Annotated in this window: 16 protein-coding genes and 1 pseudogene; 11 read left to right on the forward strand and 6 right to left on the reverse strand. The window is 46.8% G+C overall.

Annotation, left to right across the window (positions count from 1 at the left end; translation table 11 throughout):
- The first annotated feature begins 10 nt into the window (after positions 1-10).
- Both MTP42_RS13520 and MTP42_RS13525 read left to right on the forward strand, forming a co-directional pair.
- A complete protein-coding gene (locus tag MTP42_RS13520) occupies positions 11-277 on the forward strand; it encodes a DUF4315 family protein (protein WP_249257549.1) in 267 nt (88 codons plus the stop codon).
- Positions 267-1,001 (forward strand): DUF4366 domain-containing protein, encoded by a 735-nt coding sequence (locus MTP42_RS13525; protein WP_249257550.1) that lies wholly within the window; start codon positions 267-269, stop codon positions 999-1,001. Before MTP42_RS13520 ends, MTP42_RS13525 begins: the two co-directional genes overlap by 11 nt.
- Positions 1,002-1,283: 282 nt before the next feature.
- Here the strand turns inward: MTP42_RS13525 and MTP42_RS13530 are convergent, their stop codons facing one another.
- On the reverse strand, positions 1,284-2,459 hold the full coding sequence (locus MTP42_RS13530) for an IS110 family transposase (RefSeq protein ID WP_156075454.1): 1,176 nt from the start codon (positions 2,457-2,459) through the stop codon (positions 1,284-1,286).
- Positions 2,460-2,754: 295 nt separating this feature from the next.
- On the opposite strand from MTP42_RS13530, the gene MTP42_RS13535 reads away from it, so the two are divergent.
- The 8 genes and pseudogenes from MTP42_RS13535 (at position 2,755) to MTP42_RS13580 (ending at position 16,938) form a co-directional block, all read left to right on the forward strand.
- Positions 2,755-4,797: a DNA topoisomerase 3 gene (locus tag MTP42_RS13535; protein WP_249257551.1), complete on the forward strand. Its 2,043-nt coding sequence runs from the start codon at positions 2,755-2,757 to the stop codon at positions 4,795-4,797.
- Positions 4,797-5,711 carry an LPD16 domain-containing protein gene (locus tag MTP42_RS13540; protein ID WP_249257552.1) on the forward strand — a complete coding sequence of 305 codons (915 nt, stop codon included), beginning with the start codon at positions 4,797-4,799 and terminating at the stop codon, positions 5,709-5,711. Before MTP42_RS13535 ends, MTP42_RS13540 begins: the two co-directional genes overlap by 1 nt.
- The gene (locus tag MTP42_RS13545) at positions 5,701-5,904 is read left to right on the forward strand and encodes a transposon-transfer assisting family protein (RefSeq protein WP_249257553.1); all 204 of its coding nucleotides are present in this window, start codon (positions 5,701-5,703) and stop codon (positions 5,902-5,904) included. The genes MTP42_RS13540 and MTP42_RS13545 overlap by 11 nt, the downstream gene beginning before the upstream one ends.
- Before the next feature lie 139 nt (positions 5,905-6,043).
- Positions 6,044-6,436: a hypothetical protein gene (locus MTP42_RS13550; RefSeq protein WP_249257554.1), complete on the forward strand. Its 393-nt coding sequence runs from the start codon at positions 6,044-6,046 to the stop codon at positions 6,434-6,436.
- Between the two features lie 82 nt (positions 6,437-6,518).
- Positions 6,519-11,804: pseudogene (locus tag MTP42_RS13565) on the forward strand (DEAD/DEAH box helicase family protein); the annotation flags it as partial.
- A 720-nt stretch (positions 11,805-12,524) separates the two neighbouring features.
- Positions 12,525-14,441, forward strand: a complete 1,917-nt coding sequence (ltrA, locus tag MTP42_RS13570; RefSeq protein WP_249257556.1) for a group II intron reverse transcriptase/maturase — start codon at positions 12,525-12,527, stop codon at positions 14,439-14,441.
- 245 nt (positions 14,442-14,686) lie between these two features.
- Complete coding sequence (locus tag MTP42_RS13575) at positions 14,687-16,609, forward strand: helicase-related protein (protein ID WP_249257557.1); 1,923 nt, start codon at positions 14,687-14,689, stop codon at positions 16,607-16,609.
- Positions 16,606-16,938 carry a plasmid mobilization protein gene (locus MTP42_RS13580; RefSeq protein ID WP_154277710.1) on the forward strand — a complete coding sequence of 111 codons (333 nt, stop codon included), beginning with the start codon at positions 16,606-16,608 and terminating at the stop codon, positions 16,936-16,938. The genes MTP42_RS13575 and MTP42_RS13580 overlap by 4 nt, the downstream gene beginning before the upstream one ends.
- A 52-nt stretch (positions 16,939-16,990) precedes the next feature.
- Here the strand turns inward: MTP42_RS13580 and MTP42_RS13585 are convergent, their stop codons facing one another.
- Complete coding sequence (locus MTP42_RS13585; RefSeq protein ID WP_154277711.1) at positions 16,991-17,338, reverse strand: hypothetical protein; 348 nt, start codon at positions 17,336-17,338, stop codon at positions 16,991-16,993.
- A 94-nt stretch (positions 17,339-17,432) separates the two neighbouring features.
- Between MTP42_RS13585 and MTP42_RS13590 the strand changes: the two genes are divergently transcribed.
- Positions 17,433-18,815, forward strand: coding sequence for a relaxase/mobilization nuclease domain-containing protein (locus MTP42_RS13590; RefSeq protein WP_154277712.1), 1,383 nt, complete (start codon positions 17,433-17,435; stop codon positions 18,813-18,815).
- 245 nt (positions 18,816-19,060) lie between these two features.
- Here the strand turns inward: MTP42_RS13590 and MTP42_RS13595 are convergent, their stop codons facing one another.
- The 4 genes from MTP42_RS13595 to MTP42_RS13610 all read right to left on the reverse strand — a co-directional run bounded on the left by MTP42_RS13595 (position 19,061) and on the right by MTP42_RS13610 (position 24,101).
- Positions 19,061-19,396: a hypothetical protein gene (locus MTP42_RS13595; RefSeq protein WP_249257558.1), complete on the reverse strand. Its 336-nt coding sequence runs from the start codon at positions 19,394-19,396 to the stop codon at positions 19,061-19,063.
- Positions 19,397-19,629: 233 nt separating this feature from the next.
- Positions 19,630-22,656: a non-ribosomal peptide synthetase gene (locus MTP42_RS13600; protein WP_249257559.1), complete on the reverse strand. Its 3,027-nt coding sequence runs from the start codon at positions 22,654-22,656 to the stop codon at positions 19,630-19,632.
- A gap of 53 nt (positions 22,657-22,709) precedes the next feature.
- Entirely contained in the window at positions 22,710-23,312 is a 603-nt protein-coding gene (locus MTP42_RS13605; RefSeq protein WP_249257560.1) for a histidine phosphatase family protein, read from the reverse strand.
- A 99-nt stretch (positions 23,313-23,411) separates the two neighbouring features.
- Complete coding sequence (locus tag MTP42_RS13610; RefSeq protein ID WP_249257561.1) at positions 23,412-24,101, reverse strand: hypothetical protein; 690 nt, start codon at positions 24,099-24,101, stop codon at positions 23,412-23,414.
- Positions 24,102-24,147 lie beyond the last annotated feature (46 nt).

A 24,147-nucleotide genomic window follows, 5' to 3' on the forward strand; every position in this document is an offset into this window, starting at 1 on the left:
GGGTTCTACTATGATTGAAAAACTGGAAAAACTGCGCGCGATGCTCGAAAAAGAGAAAGAGCGTCGCATCAAGCTGAACAACCGCATCGAGATTCTGGAGCGGCGGATTCAGGAGGCCGAGGCCGCCGAGGTGAATGAGATGGTGCGCAGTGCAAAGGTCAGCCCGGAACAGCTTGCCGCACTGCTGCGGCAGTCTGCCACTACCACCCCGAACCCGGCTGCACTGGCCGCAGTCGGTGCTGTGTTTGCAAAGGAGGATGATTCGGATGAAGATTAAGAGATTTGGCGCACTGCTGCTGTCGGCGGTGCTGTGCATCGGCATGGCGGCTCCTGCTTTTGCCTATGAGGGCGATTCCACCCCGGTGGAGCAGCCTGTCCTGCCGGAAATCGTGGAGGAAGAAGATACCGTCACCATTACGGATGAGGAATCCGGCGCACTGACCCCGGAGGGAAATCTGACGCTGGTGGACGACTACTACACCAACTACTCCGATGGCAGCGGCCAGCAGTTCATCACGATGGTATCGAAGTCAGGTGCCACCTTCTATCTGGTGATCGACCGCAATGCAAAGGGGCAGCAGACTGTGCATTTCATGAATCTGGTGGATGAAACTGACCTTCTGGCCTTGATGGATGAAGATGCCGCCGATGCCTATACCGCCGAAAAAGAAGCTGCGGCCAAAGCAGAGCAGGAGCGTAAACAGGCAGAGGAGGATGCAAAGAAAGCTGCAGAAGAAGCGGCAGCATCTGGCACAGAACAGCCGAAGGAAAATAAAGTCACAAAGTATGCGGCTGGTTTTCTCGGTGTCGTTGCGCTGATCGCACTGGCGGCTGGCGGCGGTTTCTATGTTTTCACCAAGCAGAAGCAGAAAAAGCAGGCGGAAAAAGAAGCCCTTGACCCGGATGCAGACTACACCGAGGACAACGGCAATTTTGAGATTCCCCCGGAAGATGATTCCGATGAGGACACTTCCGAGGAACAGGACGTAACACCCATCTGACTTTAAGGCGGCATTTGCCGCCTACATACCGTAATCCAAAACAGATTGGAGACTAACTATTAAAAGTCAAGCCCAAAAATGAAAAAATCCGTCAACGATTCGCTGCCCCTGACAAACAGCATTCAAATGCTGAAATCAGAGCAGCGAGGGCGACGGAGAGAATAGCAAAGCAAGCCCGGCCAACCCTCGCAGAAACAGAATAGCATTTGAATGCTTCGGTTTGTCAAGGGTTCGCTGCGCCAGCTAAGTTGTTCTTGGATTTGGCTCAGGCTCTGGAGAAAATTAGGCAGCTGTAAGATATGCTTTTCCAGACTTCTGCAAAGCGTAGATCAGCCGCACGAGTTTCTTTGTGGCATGAGACAGGGCAACATTATAGTGCTTACCTTCAGCACGTTTTTTGGCAAGGTATTTGGCAAAGACAGGATTCCAATGACAAACGTACTTGGTTGCGTTGTAAAGGGCATATCGCAAATAACGTGAACCACGTTTTTCCATATGAGCGTAACAGTTTGTAAGTTTTCCTGACTGGTATGTAGATGGAGAGCAACCAGCGTAAGCAAGGATTTTGTCAGGAGATTCAAAGTTGGAAAAATCACCGATTTCAGCAAGGATCATGGCTGCTGACTGGATACCAACACCGGGAATAGAAAGAATCGGTGGATGCAATTCATCCATGATTTGCTGAATCGAATCTTCAATTTCGTCGATCTCGGAGGTGAGTTCCTTAATGAGTTTAATAGTGTGCTTCAATTCCAAAGATTTGGCAGGCATGACAGATCCAATAGACGATTTGGCTGCCTCTCGAATCTGGATGGCCTTTTCTTTTCCGTAGTGCCCCTTGGACGCTATTGAAAGAAGGTTTGTCAGCTTGGTAAGATGGGCTTCTGAAATTTGCTTTGCACCGGGATATTCGCTGAAAAGAGCATAGACCGAAACACTGTGGAGAGAGGGAACGAGCTTTTCCAATTCCGGGAACAGGATCGTGACCAGTCTGGACACTGACTGCTTCAGCTTGGCTCTTTCACGAACCTTATCGAATCGGTATCTTGTTAGTGACTTTAACTCTTCGTTGTGGTATGCTGTATCCGTGTAGGACTTGAGGTCTACATCGGACAATAGCATAGTTGCAATCGTTCTTGCATCCACACGATCGGTTTTGGTTTTGCGAAGGCTGAGACTTTTTCGGTACAGGTTGGTGTGCAAAGGATTCATGACATAGACGGCCAGGTCATTGTCAAGAAGAAATCCAAGAATGTTGTAGCTGTAATGTCCGGTAGCCTCAAGTCCTACTTTTATTTTGTCTGACTTTTTGGTACAGTTTCGAATCGTTTGAAGCAGCTGCTTAAATCCATCCATGTTGTTGGGGATGGTAAAGCAGTCAGCACGAACCATTCCGTCTGAATCAAGAATACAGCAGTCATGCTTATCCTTGGCAACATCAATTCCAACACAAACCATTTTGATACCTCCGGCGTATTTATTTCGATGCTGTTCAGGACCACAGACTTCTTTGCTCTTGTAACCTCGTTCTAAATAAACCGTCTGGCGGTATCTAACTGATTAACATTTCAACAAAGAAGCTGTGGTTGGAGCCTCCAATAAACCGTCTTTACGGTAGGGATTTTTCACCAATCCACAGCACCCTGAAACTATTGTAGCATTCCGCTGGAGAGCGGTCTATAAATACTACTCTTTTATAATACGAGGGATTTTTATCGCAAAATTGATTGTGACCGAAAAACCGTCCGTTGCCATGTCTTACGCCAAGGTTTTAGGAGTGCATGGGCGGCAGGATGGCTACCTTGAGGGCAGCGGCTATATCGTAAGCTGGTGCGTGGGGCATCTGGTGGAACTTGCGCCGCCCAGTGCCTATGGGGAGCAGTATGTGGAGTGGAGCATCACGGACTTGCCCATCCTGCCGCAGAAGTGGCAGTACCTTGTGTCTGCCAGCACCAAAAAGCAATTTTCTGTTCTGAAAAAACTCATGCACCGGGCAGACGTTGATACCGTGGTGAACAGTTGTGATTCCGGACGGGAGGGCGAACTGATCTTCCGACTGGTCTACCAGCAAGCCGGGTGCAAAAAGCCCTTTTCCCGCCTGTGGCTGTCCAGCATGGAGGAAAACGCCATCCGGGAAGGATTCGACCACCTGAAACCGTCAACTGAATACGATGCGCTGTACAATGCAGCACTCTGCCGGGAACGCGCCGACTGGATGGTCGGCATCAATGCGTCCCGGCTTTTTTCATGCTTGTACAACCAGCCCTTGGCGGTGGGGCGTGTTATGACCCCGGTGCTTGCCATGACGGTGGTGCGGGAAGCTGCCATTGCTGCCTTTACGCCAGAGAAATTCTACACGGTAGATTTGGAACTGACCAGCGGCTGCACGGCATCCAGCCGCCGTATTCCTGAAAAAACCATTGCTGAAACCCTGCTGGAAGCCTGCCGAAAGGAGATGGTGGCAACGATCCAGCGCATTACCCGCAAGGAAAAATCCGAGAATCCACCGCCGCTGTACGACCTGACAACCCTTCAGCGAGACGCCAACCGTCTGCTGGGGTACAGCGCACAGCAGACGCTGGACTATGTGCAGAGCCTGTATGAGAAGAAACTTACCACTTATCCCAGAACTGATAGCTGCTATATCACGGACGATGATGAGGATATGCTGGAAGAACTGGCCGAGGAACTGGAACGCTTTCTCGGCATTGTTCCCGAAGATGTGGACGATGCAGTTCCCCGGACACGGCGCACCGTCAACCGGGAGAAAGTCACCGACCACCATGCTATCCTGCCTACCCATAGTATGTTGCAAGCAGATTTGGACGCACTGCCCAAGGGTGAACAGAACATCCTGAAACTGATTATTGCCAGAACTTTGATGGCGGTCAGCAAGCCATTCCGCTATCTGGAAACCCTGCTCACCACCGAATGTGCAGGCGAAGAATTTACCGCCAAGGGTAAGGAAATTCTGGACGAGGGCTGGAAAGCCATCGAGCGCAAGGTGTTGGCCGACATTCTGAACCGTAAAAAGGAGTTTGCCGCTCTGCCGCCAGTGGAAGAAAGTGAGTGCGGCATTCTCAACGCCGAATTGAAAGAGGGGCAGACTTCGCCGCCGAAGCATTTCACGGAAGATACCCTCCTGCACTCTATGGAAACCGCCAGCGCGGACAGTATGCCGGAGGATGCAGAGCGTCAGGGCATCGGTACTCCGGCCACCAGAGCCGCTACCATCGAAAAGCTGGTGGCAAAAGGATTTCTGGAACGCAAGGGTGACAAAAAGACAAAGTTTCTTCTGCCCACCGACAAGGGCAAAGCCCTTATCACCGTGATGCCCGAAGAAATCCAGTCCGCAGATATGACCGCTGACTGGGAAACAAAACTGCTACGTGTGGAGCACGGCGAGATGGAGCCGGAAACATTTATGACTGAAATCAAAGATATGATCTCCTCGCTGGTAAACACCACCGAGGCTGTGAAAGGAGCGAGTGCGCTTATGAAAAATAAAGTAATTGGTGTCTGTCCGAACTGTGGTGCGAATGTGGTCGAGCGTGAAAAGGGCTGGTTCTGTGAATCCAATCCCTGCCGCTTCGTCCTGTGGAAAGACAACTCTTTCTTCAAGCGTCTGGGCAAGCGCATGGATGCTCATGTGGCCGACAAGCTGCTGCGGGATGGCCGTGTCCGGCTGAAGGACTGCAAGAGTGCCAAGGGCAAGACCTACAACGCAACTGTCCTGCTGGCTACTGAAGCCGATGGCCGCAGCAAGTTTTCGCTGGAATTTGAGGGTGGCCGCTGATGGAGCAGAACAAAGAAGCAGTCTACCTCATCAACAATGAACGCTATCTGCACCTCCGGGAAAACGATATGGGCGTTGGCTTTGCCACTTATAATAAGGTGACGGGCGAACCGTTGGAAAGCGGGCAGATCTCCGAGAAGAATCTGCCGCCCGATGGCAGAAACGCTATTGCCGCTGCCCGGAACTGGTATCTGTTTGAACTTTCGGATGATGACCGCAAGGCCATTCAACTGGAAAGCGTGAAAATCCTTGAAACCATCCCGCAGGCTGGCATCGGCAGGCGGCGTATCTGGGAGCCTGAAACGATACCGCCGGATATTCGGCTCATTAACAGCTATTACGATGATCTCCACCGTATTCCCGATGGCGGCGTAATTCAGGTGGACTACCCGGATGGCCGCAGTTTCACGTCACGGCTGGAATATCTGGACGATTACCATTTTGATATGGGCGGTCTGGGCAATGTGTTCCACATCTGCCAGTTTGCCGAGGTGATGGAACGCAATGGAGCCGATTATTACCCGGAAATTCAGACGCAGGATGATGCCGGGGCATGGGAACTGGGCGGAAAGGGGTATATCGCAATCCAGTCCACCGATGAGGGCTGGGACTACACTATCTACCACAGCGATTATTCTGTGCTGGATGGCGGTCAGGTCGATGCCCCGGAACTGACGATTCAGGAAGTTCGAGAGCAGATTTTGGAAGCACGCCACATGGAAAAAGGGCGGCGGCTGTTGCAGGACTACGATGTGGTCATGGAAAAGACCGCAGAAGCCGAAGAACTGGGACTGAACCAGCGACACTCTACGCTGGAAAAGCTGGCGGCGTTGGCTGGCGCAAAAGAAAAATGCGATACCCCGGAGTGCAGTCCTGCCGGGTGTAGGAAAGCGAGGGATGTTCATGAACTTTAATAGCGAAGAACTGATGCTGATGGTGCTATATAACCCCGGCACACGGCTGGGGTTGATGCAGGAGTTGCGGCTCATGCAATGCTACCTGATGCCGGATGAAACCGCCCTGCGGGAACTGTCAGAAACTGTTATCGAAAAGCTAAAACTCATGACGGATGCCGATTTTTCTGAAATCGAGTTTCCAATCGACTGAATTTTCGCCGCCTGTGGGCGGCATACATAAAGCAAATTACAAACCTTTAACAATGCGGTCTTGATAGAACTATCGGATTCATGCTATACTAAAAGCACTTTTACACCGTATGGAAATAAAATGGAAGCGAGGATAGCCAATGGACACTGCAAAACGCTCTCCCCTTGACCGCCTGCTCTTTTCTACCTTCCTGAAAGGCCGCACATCTTCTCGTGAGATTCTGAACGAAAAGGGCGAGATTTCCCCTGAAGAAAATCAGAAGATTGAGAAAGAAACCAACGAAATCCTCAATGACGATTCTACCTATCCATTCATCAGCTATCTTTCGGATTTACTGGCAAAGTCCAAGCCGTCCGATGATGATGTCAAGAAGCTGCATGACTGCATCGACAAAGTTGCGGCAGCACTGGGACAGGACAGCACCGATGTGTTCCGCGCATTGCTTGCAAAGCTGATTGAACAGCCAGAAGAAAATCAGACCTTCGACCGTCTGCTGGAGATGGCAGAAAAATTCGCAGCAAAACATGAATAAAATACGGTAGATTCTATAAGCGAGTGACCTGAAAAGGCCGCTCGCTTTTTTGTTCACCACGAAATATGAAGGGAGGAACGCAATGCCAAATAAAACACAAGAATACCTGAACCTTGCCCAGCAGACGGCAAAGGAATTGACCCGGTATTGGGAAAACTGGACGGACTATCTGACCACTGCATCCCGGCTGTACAAGTATAATTTTGCAGACCAGCTCATGATTTACGCCCAGCGGCCTGACGCCACCGCCTGTGCCAGCTTCGATATTTGGAGCAACCGCATGAACCGCTACGTCCGGCGCGGCTCCAAGGGTATCGCCCTGTTGGACCAGTCCAGTAGTGTACCGCGTTTGCACTACGTTTTTGATGTGAGCGACACCGGGGTACGCCGCAATTCGCGCGACCCGGAGGTGTGGCAGCTCGGCCCCGATCTGGTGCAGCCTGTGTCAGAAATGCTTGCCAGAGAGTACGGTGTTTCCCACGAGCGATTCAGCCAGCAGATTTCCGACCTTGCTGGCAAGCTGGTGGATTCCTACTGGGACAACAACAGCGGTGACATTCTCGACATCGTTGACGGTTCGTTCCTGATGGATTATGATGAAGCCGGACAGGAGTTCCAGTTCAAATCTGCCGCCGCAATCAGCATCACCTATGCTGTTCTCGAACGCTGCGGCTTTGAGCCGGAAGGTCATTTTGACCGGGACGATTTTCAGACGATCTTCTCCTTTTCCACTCCTGCCGCTGTGTATGCACTGGGCACCGCAGTCAGCGAGTGCAGCCGTGAGCTGCTGCGCAGCATCGAAAGAACTGTAAAGACGACCATTCGCCGCCGTAACGTAGAAAGGAGCCAATATGAATATGAACAGCAGGAACGTGACCTACTCGAAAGTCGGAGATTATCTGCTTCCGAACCTGACCCTGCCCCAGCAGGAGAAAGCATTGGGCAAGTACGGGCGACTGCGCCGGACTTACCTGATGAAGCATCGCCCGGTACTGTACAATTCGATGCTCCTGTCGGGAACTCTGCATCCGCACCTGTTGGAAGTGGAGCAGAGCGCGGAGAGCCGGATACAGCAGACCATGCAGAAGCTGCTGGAGCAGAATCCGGCTCCGAACAAAGAGCAGCATCAGATGGAGTGGGTGCAGCACATGAACAGCCTGAACGCACAGGCCGAGGAACTGGTGATGAACGAGCTGATTTACAGCTAAGTTTCTTCGACACCCACATTCCTACCGAAGCGAAACAAATTGAATCCATCGACCAAGCGGAGAGCGAAAAATCGCCCTCCGCTTTCTCTTTGTCACAGGCCGACATTGAAAATGCTCTGCGGAGAGGCTCCAACTTTGAAAACAGCAAACTTCGGATATGGAAAATTTATCAGTTGCAGCCTGACCGAAACCTCCGGGCAAAAGCTCTTGCCAAAGAATATGCTCCAAACGGACCCGGTGGCTCCTCGCACACCTATCTGGATGGAAGTCGCGGCTGGCTTGACCATGACAGCAAGGGCTTGACGTTTGAACACTATCCAGACCACCAGAAAATTCTTCTTCGCTGGAATCAGGTCGAAAAGTATATCGACCTGATGATTCAGTCTGACCGCTATCTGTCCGACAAAGAAAAAAGAATCATCGACTTTCCCCTTGAACTGAACGACACCAGTGCTGCCGAATACACTGCATTAAAAGAGCAGTACCCGGACACTTTCATTGGTTTTGAAGCTGGCGGCAATTTTATGTTCTATGGCGAAGATGCCGCCAAGGTCGCAAAAATCATCAACAGTGCTTTGTTCATGAGAAACACTGCACTGGGCGAAGTTCAAATCACGGGCTTTCTCCCTAGCTTATGGGCAAAAAGAGCAAAAGAATTGTGGTCTGCGGGCAATGATGTGTACCTTGCCGGGTTAAACGAGGATGGCACTCACCACCAGACCAAGCACTTGCGCAAAGAGGACTATCTGCCCATCGGCTCCGTTATCAATATGGATGGCCGGAAATTTCGGGTCGATAGCGTGGATTTTGACAAGGACAAAGTTTCCTTGCAGGATATGGCTCTGGCCGATGCCCGGATGCCGATTTTCCGGGAAGAGCCGCTGACTGTTGTCCGGGAACTGTACGAACAGCAGGATGAAGCCCTTGATACTGCTCCAGAAAAAACTCCCGATTACAATGTCGGTGATTCCGTTGTTGTAGACCTTCCAACCCGAACCATCGAGGGAACTATTGGCTATGTAGGCGAAACCGATGTGCGCATCGACACCAGTGCACAGGGCTATTCGTGGAGCAATGAGGTACTGAACAAGCAGCAGTTCGAGGATGGACTGCGGCAGGATGAGCCGGAACTTTCCGATGAAGAACTGGATAAGCTGCCCACCTCTGTGGAAGTTAACGGCGAATGGCAGACTTTCCCGGATGCCGCTGCCGCAGACAAAGCTCTGAACGCCGAACCTGTGCCGGAAGCTGCCGGAAACTTCCACATCACGGACGATCATCTGGGCGAGGGCGGCGCAAAACAAAAATATGCCCGGAACGTTGAAGCCATCCGCACCCTGTTCCAGTTGGAGCAGGAGCATCGTGGAGCCACCGCCGAGGAACAGCAGGTTCTTTCGCAGTATGTCGGCTGGGGCGGTCTGCCGGATGCCTTTGACCCAGACAAGGGCAACTGGGCAAAAGAATATTCCGAATTGAAAGGTCTGCTTTCCGAGGACGAATATGCTGCTGCCCGTAGTTCCGTTCTGAACGCCCACTACACCAGCCCTACCGTTATCCGCGCCATCTATGATGCAGTCGAGAAAATGGGGTTCCGCAACGGCAACATTCTGGAGCCGAGCATGGGCATCGGCAACTTTTTTGGTATGCTGCCGGACACCATGCAGGACAGCCGCCTATACGGTGTGGAGTTGGACAGTGTCACAGGCCGTATCGCCCAAAAGCTCTACCCGGATGCCAACATTAAAGTTGCCGGATTTGAAACCACTGACCGCCGCGACTTCTATGACCTTGCAGTGGGCAATGTTCCTTTTGGCCAGTACCGGGTAAACGACAAGGCGTACAACAAATTAGGTTTCAGCATCCACAACTATTTCTTCGCCAAGGCCATCGACCAAGTGCGTCCGGGCGGCATCGTGGCATTCGTCACCAGTCGCTACACGCTGGACAGCAAAGATTCTTCTGCCCGCAAGCACATTGCCGAACGTGCTGATCTGCTGGGTGCTATCCGTCTGCCGAACACTGCGTTCAAAGCAAACGCAGGAACAGAAGTCGTCAGCGACATTATTTTCCTCCAAAAACGTGACCGCCCTATCGACCATGAGCCGGACTGGGTGCAGCTTGGCAAAACGGAAGATGGCTTTGCCATCAACAGCTATTTTGTAGACCATCCAGAGATGGTGTTGGGTGAACTGACTTCCGAAAGCACCCAGTATGGCCGGGAGGAATGCACTGTGCGTCCCATCAAGGGCGCAGTGCTGGTGGACCAGCTTGCAGAAGCCATCCAGCATATTGAGGGGCAGTTCACGGAAGTCGAGGTCGAAACACCAGATATTGCGGATGCTGAAAATGAGCGGCACATTCTCCCGGCTGACCCAGATGTGAAGAATTTCTCTTACACGGTGGTTGATGGTGAGGTGTATTATCGGGAAAATTCCGTCATGACACAGGTGGAGCTGTCCGACACCGCCAAAGGCCGTGTGACCGGGATGGTGGAGCTGCGGCAAATCGTCAATGAGTTGATCGACCAGCAGCTGAACGACTACCCGGATGCCGACATTAAAGCAACGCAGGAAAAGCTGAACACTGCCTACGATGCTTTTTCCGCCAAATATGGCTTGTTGAATGACCGCAAAAACGGCAGATTATTTGAGCAGGATTCTTCTTACTATCTGCTGTGTTCTCTGGAAAATTTGGACGAGCAGGGGCAGCTCAAGAGCAAGGCGGCGATGTTCACCAAACGCACCATCCGCCCGGAATGTACTGTCACCAATGTAGACACTCCTACGGAAGCCCTTGCGGTGTCCATCGGAGAGCGTGGCCGGGTGGACTTGCCCTATATGGCAGAACTGCTCGGCACTCCCGGTGACTATGAGCGCATCACCAGCGAACTGTCCGGCGTGATTTTCAAAGACCCCGGCGCAGACCCTACCGACCCGGAAGCAGGTTGGCGAATGGCAGACGAATACCTGTCCGGCAATGTTCGGGCAAAGCTGCGCATGGCTCAGCTTGCCGCCGAAACTAACCCGGAGTTTGCAGTTAACGTCACTGCACTGGAAAAAGCACAGCCGAAAGATCTTGAAGCATCTGAAATTGATGTGCGGCTGGGCGCAACATGGCTTGCTCCAGAAATTATCCAAAAGTTTATGGCAGAAACATTCCAGATTCCCTACTATCTGCGCCATGCAGTCAAAGTGAGATATTCTCCCTATACCGCAGAATGGCGCATTGAGGGCAAGTCGGCCATGGGCAGAGGTGACATCATCTCCTCCGAAACCTACGGCACCTCCCGCGCCAACGCCTACAAGATTCTGGAAGACACGCTCAACCTGAAAGATGTGCGCATCTATGACGCTATCGAAGATGAAGAAGGCAAGCTGAAGCGCATCCTGAACAAAACGGACACCATGCTGGCACAGCAGAAGCAGCAGGTCATCAAGGATGCCTTTGCCAACTGGATCTGGAAAGACCCCCAGCGGCGCATTGCACTGGTGAAACAGTATAATGAACTGTTCAACAGCAGCAGGCCACGAGAATACGATGGTTCCCACATCCACCTTGTCGGTATGAACCCGGAAATCACCCTCCGGGAACATCAGCGCAATGCCATTGCTCATGTGCTTTATGGCGGTAATACGCTGTTGGCACACGAGGTAGGAGCAGGAAAAACTTTTGAAATGGCGGCATCCGCAATGGAAGCAAAACGCCTTGGCTTGTGTCAGAAAAGCCTATTTGTCGTTCCCAATCACTTGACGGAGCAGTGGGCTTCGGAGTTCCTGCACCTATACCCCAATGCAAAGCTGCTGGTAGCGCGGAAAAAGGATTTTGAAACGGCCAACCGCAAAAAGTTCTGCGCCCGGATTGCAACCGGGGATTATGATGCGGTCATTATCGGTCACAGCCAGTTTGAGCGGATTCCGCTTTCCTATGAGCGGCAGGAACGCATTATTCAGGAACAGATCGATGAAACGCTTGCCGCCATCGAAGAACTGAAAGCCAATGCAGGCGAGAATTTCAGCATCAAGCAGATGGAAAAGACCCGTAAGACGCTGGAAACAAAACTGGAAAAGCTGCGCTCCGATGCGAGAAAGGACGATGTTATCACCTTTGAGCAGTTGGGCGTTGACCGACTTTTTGTAGACGAATCGCATTTTTATAAGAACCGTGCGAAACGTTGTGCATAAGCCCTTGTTGACAGCAAGGACGAAAAGCACCATGTGATTGCACTTAGCAATAAGAAAATATCACAGAGAACTTTAATCTCGAAATCAGAGGTGAAATTCCTCTGCCGTACAGAACCAATGTCGAGGAACAGAATTCCAGAGAATAGGTCAAAATTCAAGACAGTACGAGAGCTAATACTCCACTGTGCGTTGCCACCTGTAAGTGTGCATTGTACAGAGCGTGGTGAAGGCGTAACCTGAAAACCTAAACCTCTGCAAAGAGGCATGGATAATAATGGTGCGGGCTTCCGAAACCTATGGCTATCCGTTAGGGAAAGCTATGCAGCATCGTAAGAGCGAACGACATCCGAAAGGGTGACCCTTGGAAAAAGTGTGTGTGGCTGGTTTTTCTGCACACGCCCTGTGGGATGAAATCCCCATCAGGAATCATGCAGCAACTGTGGTTCAAAGCATGGTTAGATTTTCCCGGTGTAAGGTAGCGGCCTAAGGGTTTCAGAACAAGGATAGAGATTAAGGAACGTTTGAGAGCCTGTTGTTGGAGCGTTACAGCGCAGTGAAAGCAACAGGAAGTCAGCCGTATCATAGTAGTCTGGGCTGGGTAATGCCAGTCAAACGGAATTGAAATATTCCATGGCGAAGGATACGAGTCAAATCGATTTGTAAATTTCACAAAATGAAAATCCTATAACTCCCTGAAAGATGGGTGACGAACTGCGAGGTGAAAACCTTGTGCATTTGAACGTCAGATTTTCAACGGAAACGGAACTTAAAAAGATTCAGGATTTTCTCTATGAGAAGTCCGGTCAAGGAGTATCGTTCACCGGTCTGGTGGAAGCGATGGTAAATGAAGTGACCATTGTAACCGCCGTCCACAATATCAAGTCCAACAAAGGTAGCAAAACTGCTGGCGTGGATAAGATAAAAATGGACAAATACCTTCAAATGCCAAAAGATGAGCTTATTTTATTGATTCAATCGTGTTTTCGCAACTACCGACCCAAGCCAGCCCGCCGTGAATATATTGAAAAGAGTAACGGAAAGAAAAGACCGCTGGGTATCCCCACTGTATTGGACAGGATCATACAGGAGTGCGTGCGTATCATTATCGAGCCGATCTGTGAAGCGAGATTTTATCCGCAAAGCTACGGCTTTCGCCCCTATCGGGCACAGAAACATGCAATCCGGGGTATCATCAATGTCATAAATGCTGGATGCAAATCGCCTGACCAACCCGTGTGGGCAATTGAGGGCGACATCAAGGGATGCTTCGACAATATCAATCACCGCCTGCTGCTCCAAAAGCTCTGGAGAATCGGTATCCATGACAAGCGTGTGCTGAAAATCATCAGTCAGATGCTAAAAGCTGGATATATGGAAAATGACCTATTTCATGCAACAGAGCTTGGTACACCGCAGGGTGGAATCCTTTCACCGCTTTTATCCAATGTCTATCTGAATGATTTTGATTGGTATGTTGGTCGTATGTATATGGAACCGCACAGACAGTGCAAGCACAAAGGCAACGATACGAGACGACTAAAATGGGCTGGCGTAACACCAAAGTACAATTATCGCTACGCCGATGATTGGGTGATTCTGACATCAACGGAGAAGGAAGCACTCCGTTTGAAACGTGTCTTGACAAAATATTTTCGGAACAGAATGAAACTTGAACTGTCGCAGGAAAAGACCTATGTAACAGACCTGCGGACAAACGGTATACACTTTCTTGGCTTTGTGGTAAAGGCCGAACGAAAACGGAAAACTCCTGACCCGGCAACATGGACAAACCATTTGGTTGGAAAGCCGCTGCCGGATATGGAGCGGCTAGGAAAGAAGATTAAGAAACTGCTCGAAGAAGTGCACCGCATAGAACTTTGTCAAAAAGTCAATGTGCAGGCTGCGCAAATTCAGTACGTTAACTCTGTCATTATGGGTATGGCACAGTACTTGCAGACATCTATCTGTGCTCATGCCTACCATGCGATAGACCGCAGAGTAAATAACGCTGCACTGGCTGTATGGAAAAAGCTGTACCCCAAACGGTACAACTCCATGCAGGTGCCGCTGAAGGTGCTCTGCAATCTTCCTGACCGACACAAAGGCTACGACAGCAAGACATTTGCTGTATGGGTCGAAGGAAATTGGTTTGGTATAACTTATGCGTTCATCACGCATAGTCACTATGAATCCAAGCCATTTGACCAGAAAATGACACCGTATACAGTGGAAGGGCGCAGACGGTATGTGAACTATCGTGCTAAGCACAAGTCACTGCCATGTGACCGTCCATCCGTTAATTCCCCGAACGATATTGCAATGTCAGCATACGCAAAGGGAAGGATGAATTTTGAGTATTATATGAACCGGGAGTATGCTTACAGCAGGGACAAAGGAAAATGTAAATGCTGTGGAAATGCCTTCTCACCCATGCTTCAAAAGCATTGTCACCACGTTAAAAACAAGCTTCCACTTGATAGAATCAATAAAGTACCGAATCTGGTTTGGCTGTGTGAACCATGCCACCGCATGGTTCACAACAGTCCAATACCGCCTGAGCTTGATGCAAAGACGGTAGGCAAAATCATGAAATACCGCGAAAAACTTAAACTGTGAAATTTACAACCACTCTGTGTCCGTGAGAACACAGCAGTGTTGAAATCTGAAGGAAGAAAGTAAATCGATTTGATGGTACGCCGGGTGCGCTGAAAGGTGCACGCCCGGCGTGAGGTGGGGGAAAACTTGGAGATTACTTCAAAAAGTTACCTATCACAACAAAGCAGACTACTCTGCGGACTGCTTCGCAGCCGCAGGGGTGCTGCACATTCTTTTTGACCACAAAAATGCGCAATGTCGCTGGTTTGTCCACATCGGAAGCCCAGAAATCGAGCGATATGTTCGGCAAGTGCCGCTATCTGGACGAGATCACAGGCGGGCGCGGCGTGGTATTTGCAACGGGAACTCCCGTGAGCAACTCCATGTCGGAACTGTATACGGTCATGCGCTATCTGCAATACGGCACACTCCAGCAGAAAGGGTTGACGCATTTCGACTGCTGGGCATCGACCTTTGGCGAAACCACCACCGCCATCGAACTCGCCCCGGAGGGTACGGGCTATCGGGCGAGAACGCGTTTTGCAAAGTTTTTCAATCTCCCGGAACTGATGTCGATGTTCAAAGAAGTTGCTGACATCAAGACCTCCGACCAACTTCATCTGCCTGTGCCGGATGCAAAGTTTGAAACTGTGGTGGCGAAACCGTCCGAGATTCAGAAAGAAATGGTGCAGGAACTGAGCAAACGTGCTGCAAAAATCCACTCCGGCGCAGTGGATGCGTCCGAGGACAATATGCTGTGCGTCACCAACGATGGCCGAAAGATCGGTCTGGATGTCCGCCTGATGAACCCCATTCTGCCGGATGACCCCAACAGCAAACTGAACACTTGTGTTCGGAATGTGCTACAAATCTGGGAAGATGGCAAGGAGCAAAAGTTGACACAGCTTTTGTTCTGCGACCTTTCGACACCGAAAAATGATGGCAACTTCAATGTCTACGATGATGTTCGCAAGAAATTGGTCGCCGCCGGGGTGCCGGAAAACGAAATTGAGTTCATCCACAACGCCGACACCGAAGCCAAAAAGGCCGCATTGTTCTCCAAAGTGCGCTCCGGCGATGTGCGGATTCTGCTCGGCAGCACTGCAAAAATGGGAGCCGGGACGAACGTGCAATCGCGGCTTGTGGCAGTGCATCACTTGGATGTTGGATGGAAGCCAAGCGACATGACCCAGCGCAATGGCCGCATCATTCGGCAGGGAAACATGAACAAGGAAGTCAAGGTGTTCAACTACGTCACAGAGGGGACATTTGACAGCTACCTCTTTCAGACCCTTGAGAATAAACAGCGATTTATCTCGCAAATTATGACTTCCAAATCCCCGGTGCGTTCCTGCGATGATGTGGATGAGCAGGCGTTATCCTATGCAGAGATCAAGGCATTGTGCGCTGGAAATCCGCTCATTAAGGAGAAGATGGATTTGGATGTGCAGGTTGCAAAGCTCAAGGTGCTGAAAGCCGACCACCAGAGCCAGAAATTCCGTCTGCAAGACAAGCTGCTCACCAAGTTCCCGGCAGATATTCAGGAAACGAACGCCTATATTGCCGGCGTTAAATCGGATGCCGAACTTGCCGCCGCCCATCCGCAGGAAAAAGAGGGCTTCTGCGGCATCACCATCAAGGGCGTGGCCTACGATGAGAAAAAGACTGCTGGCGAACGGCTTCTTCTCGCTTGCTCCGAACTGCCCAATAGCGAGGAAAAAGTAATCGGCAGTTATCGCGGTTTTGAACTGTCCCTGCGCTTCGACACCTACCACAGCGAATATCAGGCTCTTTTGAAAGGCCAGCGGAAATACCCGGTAGCACTGGGCAAAGACCCACTTGGCTGCATCATCCGTCTGGACAACTCCCTGAACAATTTCCCGGAACGCATCACTTCTGCCGAAAATGAACTGGCCACCCTAAAACAGCAACAGGCGGCGGCACAGATTGAAGTAGAAAAGCCGTTCCCGCAGGAAGAAGAACTGGCCGAAAAGTCGGCTCGCCTTGCAGAGCTGAACGCACAGTTGGATATGGATGAAAAAAGCCACGAGCCGGAACAGGATGAGGGAGAAAAGGAGCAGGAACCTCGCCGTTCCTCGGTGCTGGCGGCTCTGGAAGAAAAAGCTGATAAGGTAGAACCCATCAAGCCGTTCAAAAGCTATCTCGACAAGGATGGTGATGCCCGATGAATAACCGCCGCGACCAGCAGCTGCACTTTCGCGTCAGCAAGCAGGAACTGGAACGTATCTGGAGCAAGATGGAATGCAGCGGCATTTTGAGCATAGGTTCCTATCTGCGCAAGATGGCTCTGGACGGTTATTGTTTGCATCTGGACTTGCAGGAACTGCGCCGGATGGCCTATCTCCTGCAAATGTGCAGCAACAATCTCAACCAGTATACCAAAGCTGCCAACGAGAGCGGTCAGGTCTATGCCGCTGACATGGAGGACTTGCGCTCCCGGCTGGATGAGCTGGTAGAAATCAGCAAGCAAATCCTTGCGAAACTGACCGAACTGTAACTTTGCCCGCAGTCAAATTCTGCGGGTTACATAAATTTTATTTGCACGAGGATCACCACTCGTCTTCGTCATCATCCTCATTGAGCAGTAAATCTTCAAATTCATCGGAATCATCCGGTGCAAGACGCTCTGGGTGAAAACGCATATTGAGTTGTTCCTGCGCTAATTCCCGAATCTCTGGCCGCTTGTCGTGAGTTTTATTGTTCAGCCACTTGATTTGCTCTTTTGAAAGTCTCCACGGAAGAGAAAGCAGCTTATTTTCAATCATCTGCGCAGAACGCACATCGGGCGGCAGTGCCGCACACTTCTTGCAGATGTGCGCTGCATAGCCTTTGCCCGAAAACTTTTCATTCGCCTTATATTCACCGCAGACCTTACAATAGTGTCCGTGCTTCTTCATATGACACTGTTCCTTTCGCAGATGTTTTTATCTTTATCAGTCTACCAAATTTTGAGGGGGATTCCAACTCGTTTTTCAAAAAAGGAGGGGTGCTATGGCTGCAACACGCTTGATTGCGCTGCATAAAAACAAAGGCAAGTCGGTTGCGGCCTGCTTAAAAAGCCGCACGGATTATGCACAGAATCCTGACAAAACGAAGAAGGGAGAGTTGGTCAGCAGCTATCAGTGCAGCCCCTTGACCGCAGACGAAGAATTTATGCTTTCCAAGCGACAGTATGAACTTTCCACTGGGCGCAGACAGAAAAATGATGTGATCGCTTATCAGATTCGACAGTCTTTCAAACCCGGTGAGATCACCGCCGAGGAAGCCAACAAGGTGGGCTATGAACTGGCGATGCGGTTTACCAAGGGCAAGTACGCTTTTATTGTTGCTACTCACACGGACCGGGAGCATATTCACAATCACATTATCTACAACTCCACTGCACTGGACAGCACCCGGAAATTCCGGGATTTCTTATTGTCCGGGCTGGCCGTACAGCGGCTGAGCGATTTAATTTGCTTAGAGCATCAACTTTCTGTCATTGAGAAAAAGCCCTACCGGGAGCGGAAAAAGCGCACACTCTACCCACCCAGAGAAAGCAATCGTGACCGTCTATGCAGCGTGATTGACACCATCTTGGCCGAAAAGCCCGAAGGCTACGAAGATTTTCTGCAAAAGCTGGAGCAGCAGGGTTATGAAGTCAAGCGAGGAAAATACACCTCCGTCAAGGGCGCACGGCAGAAACGATTTATTCGTTTTAGGACACTCGGCGCGAGATACAGCGAAGAGGAACTGAAAGCGGTGATTGCTGGAGAAGCCGAACATCGTCCACGCCAGAAGCAATCGCCCAAAGAGAAACCGTTCAATCTTCTGGTGGATGTGCAGGCAAAGCTGGCCGAGGGTAAGGGTAGCGGCTATGCGCGATGGGCAAAAAAATACAATCTGAAAGAAATGTCCAAAACGCTGATTTTCTTACAGGAAAAGAAAATCGGCAGCATCGAGGAAATGCAGGAGCGCGTGGACGCTGCCACCGCCCGCTATCACGAGCTGGGCGATTCCATCAAGGCGAAGGAAGCACGCATGGCTGAGATTTCCGTTTTGCGGACGCACATCGTCAACTATGCGAAAACGCGCCCGGTATATGATGCCTACCGCAAGGCCGGATACAGCAAGCGATTTCTGGAAAACCATCGCGCAGAGATCACACTGCACAAGGCAGCAAAGGCGGCTTTCGATGATGCCAAGCTGAAAAAGCTCCCCAAGGTCAAGGAACTGGATGCAGAATATTCCAAGCTGCTGACAGAAAAGAAAGCAGCTTACCCGGACTACCGCAAAGCGAAAGACGAGATGCAGGAACTTCTTCGTGCGCAGCGCAACGTAGAACTGTTCTTTGCCGAAGAAAAGAACACCACCGAGAAAACACAGTCCAGATAAATGATGACAGCCTAGGTTTCTTCCTTATGGGAGAGTCCTAGGCTGTCTTTTTTGTTATAGAAGTGTTTGGAACAAACGCGCAGCCTGCATCGGCACGATGCAGATCGAAAGGGGTTTGGGCACAGCCCAACAAGCATTTTGAATTTGGATTTGAATAATCCGATTCAAAAATTGCAAGTTGGTACCAACTTGCCCTGCTTGCAGAGTAGCTGCTCCTGTCAACTCCTGCGTCTGAAATTTTCAAGTCACTTCAATTTCGCAAGAATCTCGTCTGCGCTCATGCCACTAGCCAGCAATTTTTTCAGGATATCTTCTGCTTCAGCTTTTTTAGCGAATTCCGCAGCTTTGGTTTCAGCCTTAATCTTTTTGGCTTCAATCTTGACAATTTCCTTGTCGATGGACTTCAACTCTACCTTCTTGGCTTTCAGATCAGCTTTCAGTGCATCGATATTAGTGGTAATGGATGCGATTTCAGCAGTGACGGCTTCCTTTGCAGACTGCTTCTCAGCAATCTGTGCAGAGAAATCGGTAGTCGTTGTTGCGGTTTTAGCTTTGTTTTTGCTTCCCTTAGGTCTGGACATAGAATAGCCTCCGATATTTTGATAGCTTCAGTATAACACTAGCCTCCTAAATGTACAATCTTTTTATTTATCTGCTCTCAAGTACAAGGAATAATTCAAAAAGTGCCGGCTGCTCATCATCCGTATTATAGACACAAGTGTTTTAAAGAGCCAACAAATAATCATGCGACCTACTTTACAGCAAAGCGATTATAATATTTTCAATCGCATTCTCTTCAATCGATTCAAACTTATCACATGTTCTCTATTTCCGAAGAAGATACCTCATTAGTTAATCTTGAAATATTTTTATTTACTAAAATATACACTTTGTCATTGTCTCGATAGGCTGTTGCAAAAATCTTTTTTTCTATATCATATAATTCTTTTTGAGCTTTTCTTATTTCGTTATCGAAAAGTTCCTTTTTCTTTCCCATAATATCTCCTAAGTAATTAATAGAAAAAAGTCCACTCCTATCTAGAATCTCTTTAACTTCTCCATAACGAGGTTCGTCTTGGTATAAATGCACATAAGAAAAATTGATGAAGTCGATAGTATATATTTTTATGGTATCATATGCTTTTTTTCTGAAACTTTCAAAATTCATTTCTCTGTGTAGTAAAAAAGAAACATTGCTATGCATATCCCCCAGTGTATCTTTAAACGAAAATCCATCATACTCCCTTAAGTTCAATATAGTTTTAATTGAAACTGCTTTTAAGCTTGTACATTGAAGTACCATTCTGCCGATAAGATAAGAAATCAATATGCTAATTTCAATGCTTGAATATGCCTCGACATGATTTACAACTATTGTCGTATTGAAATCTTGTATATTGCTGATAAAGTCATCAACATTACATACCATGCATTCCATTCTTTCCTGTAAATAATCAGATTTTAGTATTTTCAAAAAAGAATTATTCTTTTTCAGAAAAGTACAATAATCAAAGTATGTATACTTGGTGTTATCATTTTTATTATTGAGCAGACCGGATATTTTCTTTTTTATAATTGAAACACTAGATGCATCAGCTATACAATGATCTAAAACGGATACGATATGATAGTTTTCAACATCCTCTAAAAGAACAAACAAAGCCAAAAAGCCATTTTGATATCGTAAATTTGTAATTAATTTTTCAAATCCTTCTAAAAAATAATCCTCAACTACATCAAATTTACAATTCCAACTTTGCAAATTCAGATATGGAATTTCAAGCTTATCAGAAACCGCATATTCTGTAAAAAATAATTTTTCATTGCGTTTTAAAATTTTAGAACGCAAAATAGGATTTTGAATGAGCAGTTTTACGATTTTTGAATTCAAATCTTCTCTTTTGTATTGCTTTGAAACAGAATAAGAGAAAGCTATGCATCGATTGATTTTATTGTTGTAGATTATATACTGGTTATGGCAACAGGGATATTCTCTTTCCGGAGAAGAGTTGGTATTAATTAGAAAATCGAAGACTTTCTGGTTGCACCGCTGTACTTCATTCAGCACAAACTGAATCTCCATCGAATTGTTCTGTTTGTGCGTCGCTAAATTTTCATTTGATTTGAGCACATATTCGGATAGTTTATAAGGAGTTCTAGCAGTATAAATCATATCAATATTGCATTCTATATCGAATTCCCGCTCAATTCCAACAAGTAGGTTCACCACGGATAAAGAATCTCCACCTGATTCAAAAAAATCGGAATTATAGCCTATATTGATTTCGTTGTTTCCTAAGGCCTCTTTCATAATCGAGATGATTTTGTCTTGAACGGCCTTATTTTCATTTTGTTCGTTTTTATTTGCTTCAATATTCTGCTTTTCTTTATATCGCCTCCATATAATGTTGCGATCAATTTTGTTGTTTATGGTTCTTGCCAATTCATCAACAAATTCAAAATAATTTGGAATCATATATTTAGGAATATTCTCATTCATGTACTTGAGCAACTCAACTTTTGTTACTCCTTTTTTTACCACGAAATTTCCAACCAACAGGTTTTCATTGTACACAACAGCAACGTCCATTACTCCTTCAATATCTCGTAATGTGTTTTCAATTTCGTTCAATTCTAATCGTATTCCATGTATTTGAACTTGGTCATCATTTCGCCCATAAAAATACAACATGCCATTGTGCATTGCTACTATATCTCCTGTACAATAGCAATTTGTGCTTTTTTCTTTATAAAATCTTTTCTTGCATTCTTCGGCATTATTTACATATCCATCTGTAATTCCGTTTCCCTTTAATACCAGTTCGCCTTTACCATCTTTGTCCTTATTTATAATTTCATACTTGCAGCCCTCAATGCAAGTTCCAATCGGAATTTCCTGTAATTCTGGATTTTTTTCAAATCGATAATATGTTGCATAAACGGTAGCTTCTGTAGGCCCATATAGATTGAATAATCCGAAATCCCACTGTCTCTCTCTCCATATCTCGTAAATTTTTCTCTTAAATGATTCACCTGCAATCATTACATATTTTAATTCTGAGGCTATTGATTCTAGCTCCTGATTACTATAATTGTTTAGCATATTTAAGAATACAGATGGAGAGGTTGCATAATGAGACACGTGATACATACGTACATACTGTGGGAAATTTTTCAAATTTTCTACTAGTGTAAGATCTATTGCAAGTATTTTTCCTCCATTTATCCATCCATATATTTCACTTGTTGAAACATCAAAATTATATGGTGTAGAAAACATATATACCGATGTATCAGAAACTGGACATATTTTTTGTAAACCCGACAAAATGTATACTAGATTTCCATAGTTTACAGAACAGCCTTTTGGTTTTCCCGTGCTTCCAGATGTAAAAAGAACATAAACTTCCGATGTGTTATCATATGTTCTATACTCTATTTTTGAACTGCTGGTATAAGACATGCACTGCTCAACGTCCAAAGAGTCGGTGGGTGTGTATTTCCAAGGTTCATCTGTAATAATCAATTCTACGTTTGCTTCTTCAACTATGATTTTCTTATTATTGGGCATTAGCTTCTTTGATATGGGAACATAGCTACAACCAGCCTTTAATACAGCTATAATCGAAATGATTACTAAAGGTGAATGATTCAAGTATAGTCCTACTCGAATATGTCTTTTTTTGCATTTATTAACTATTTTTTTCGCGATTGCATCCGAGTAAACATCTACATCACTATATGAATAATTTCTATCTAATCCATATATCATGACTTCGGAATTTTTATTTTGAGCCAATTTTCTAAACTCTACTCCAATATTCCCATTAAATTCAATCATAAACTATCCATCCTTTTTTGAAAATTCTTTAGAATTCTTTTCATATTCTATAATCAATTCAAGAAGTACGTGATGTTTTTTTCTTCAAATTTCATGGTCTTTGTGTTTAGAATATGAACACTGCAATTTGAAACCTTGAACGGTTTTTCCCTATTTGTCCATGCCATATTGTTTATAATATAATAGATAATATTTATAACTCCACTATGCGTCACCACTATAATGTTGCTTTCAAAATCTTCATACATTTTGATGAAATCGAAAAACCACTTCTGAATTCTATCAAAAAACTCCCTTGGAGATTCTCCATTAGGATACTTTTCATCCATTTTTAGTGTGTTAAAATACAATCCCGGATACTTTATGGAAGCCACTTCATTTTTCATTCCTGCTAATTCACCATTATTCATTTCTCTTAGTCGCGCATCTACATGAAAAGGAATTTTCAATTTATATGATATTGCTTTTGCAGTTGATACTGTTCTTGGCAAGTCACTTGACACAATTTTAGATATATCAAAAGTCCCTTTCTGAGAATACAAAAATTCAGCCAATCTCATCGCTTGGATTTTTCCTTCTTCTGTCAAATCCATCGTGCTCCAGCCACCTCTATAGTTGCTATCATCTTTTCCGTGTCTTACAAAGATTATTTTCATAATGCTTCCTCCATAGAATTTTCACTTTAGCATTTCGAATTTCATAGCATCAATTACTAGTATCTTAACTGTTAAAATTCACTTTTTACGGTTGTTCACTTATTTAGTTGAGCTTCTCATAACTTGGCATGTTGAAACTTGCGTTCCTTTAATAGTATCTGATACAATTACATCTACATCATGTAAGAAGTCCTCCAAATCTTTTTTTTCATCATTTATAATCACATAGTCTGCTATTTCCTTGCAATTTGATGCCTTATGACTTTCTTTAAATGCATCTTTCATCTTCACGCTTTCTAATACCTCTTTATATGATATCCCCGAAATGCCTTTCTCAAAAGCCTCATAACATTTTTTATTATACTCTCTTCTGGCTCTAATCTCAATTGGGGCCTCAATATAAATATTGGCACACTTATTTCCAAATTCCCTTTTTAGGAAACTACCAAACGGGGCTCTATAAAGACTTTCTATAGATACACATTTTATATTATCTTCTTTTAAATGTACAATTAATCTTAAAATGAACTCCTTAAATACGTCTTCACTTTTATCTTGATATAACTTAATAAAATGCTCGTCCTTTAAACCAGAAGATATATCCATGCCTCTTGCACTCATCATCTCTTTTTCGATTTCAATTATTTTATACCGTTTAATTTCAAATGGACTAGATGCCATTCTGATTCCTGCAGATGATTTGCCACATTCACTCAATCCTGAAAGCGTAAAGATTGCATCGATATACTTTTTTTCCTCTGAAAAATTTTTTCCGTCTAAATAATTCATTATAAGTTTTTCTCCTTGTATTCTATATCAATAAGTTTAATTCGTT

It is taken from the genome of Faecalibacterium sp. I2-3-92 (assembly GCF_023347315.1).
Lineage (GTDB): Bacteria > Bacillota > Clostridia > Oscillospirales > Ruminococcaceae > Faecalibacterium > Faecalibacterium duncaniae.